Consider the following 1,704-nt stretch of genomic DNA (forward strand, 5'->3'; position numbering starts at 1 on the left):
TTCAATTGATGGCACTGGCAATTCCAATGTCTCAGCCTTTTCTGGCGATTTAGCTCTTTCAACTTTGACCTCAGGTAATGTTAATATTACCTCAGCTGGGACAATTGGTTTAACTGGTAATACTGGAATTACTGGAACATTGGCTGTTAGCGGTATTACTCAAATTGGCGGTGGTTATAGCTCAACAGGAACAACTATTACTGACACAGGTAATATTTCAGCTAATGGTAATTTAATAATTGATGGGACATCTACTTTGACTGGCAAAACAACAATTGAGAACGCCTTAGACATTAATGCTAATGTACTTCAAGAATTGGTTACTTATGATAAAGTTTTAACAGCATTAGCGCCTTATGGAGAAAATGAATTTTCAATTACAAGAAATATCACAGGAGGAACAAATAATTTATCTGGGGATCTTTTAAGAGTAATTGATACTTCAACAACAACTGGCATTAACACGGCCAATCTTTTAAATTTATTAGTCAATTCAGATGAAAAATTTACAGTTGACACTACTGGCAAATTAGTAATGGATGGAGATCTTCGAGTTGGTAGTTCTACATATTTAGGAGATAGTAATTCAGATACAACAACGATTAGAGGACAAATAATCCTTACTGATTCAAGCAGTACTTATCCAATTCTTTTTGGAACTGATACAAATCTTTATCGTTCATCTTCTGATACTTTAAAAACAGATGATAATTTAGAGGTTGTACTTACTACTAAATTATTAGGAACTACTCAAATTGGTGGAGGTTATGGTTCTACAGGTGTAACCATTTCTGATAATGGCAATATTGATACAAATGGTAATTTAAGAGTAAATGGAACAACTAATTTAGGAGATGGATCTGGCAATGACGATGTAACCATTGACACTGGAGCTGATGGTTATTTTAGACTTACCTCTCCAAGTCTTAACATAAGCTCTACTGGAAACATTACAAATAATAATGCAAATTTAACGATAAAAACTTTTGATACTACAGGAACAGGAGATTATAATTTAACATTAGATGCTGATTCTGGATCTATTTGGTTGGCTTCTTTGGACACCTTAAAAGGAACAGGTGATTTAATTTTAAATGGAGCAAATTCTAAAATAGATATTGGACCAACAAGTGGAACTACGGCAGTAAGTAATTTTTATGGACCAGTAGCAATTGGATCGGCGACAATTCCTAAAACATTAACAACAAATGGGTTTTTAGATGCCAAAGGAGCTGTTAATTTAGGGGATGGGGAAGACGCCATAATTATAAATGGATCTACTTTAACTGTTAATGATAATATTTTGCCGGGTGGAGTTTATAGTTTAGGTGACGCTACTCATTTTTGGGATACGGCTTATATTACAAATTTAAATGTGACCAGTTCAAATATCGGAGGTTCTTTATATGAAACATTTACTATTAATGCTGATAATGCTACGGCTGATTTAGAAGACGTGAATCTTGCTTTTGAAAGAGGAACAACAACGCCAAATGCAATTATTAAATGGGATGCAACGAATGATCGTTTTGATTTTAATCAACCAGTTTATTTACAAAATAATTTAACTGTTACTGGCGCGACAACCTTAAATGGCAATACTTTAGTTTCTGGAACTAATACTTTTACTGTTGGTACTGGCGCAACAATCTTAAATGGAACTGCTACTTTAAATGGAACAACAATTGTGAATAGCACTTTAGA

At 33.8% G+C, this 1,704-nt stretch carries 1 protein-coding gene; it reads left to right on the forward strand.

What is annotated here, in order from left to right:
- Positions 1–1,704, forward strand: a 1,704-nt coding sequence (locus CVV26_03475) for a hypothetical protein (protein ID PKL71942.1), incomplete at both ends; no start/stop codon positions are given.

It is taken from the genome of Candidatus Kuenenbacteria bacterium HGW-Kuenenbacteria-1, assembly GCA_002839745.1.
In the GTDB taxonomy this organism is placed as follows: Bacteria; Patescibacteriota; Patescibacteriia; order UBA2591; family PGYQ01; genus PGYQ01.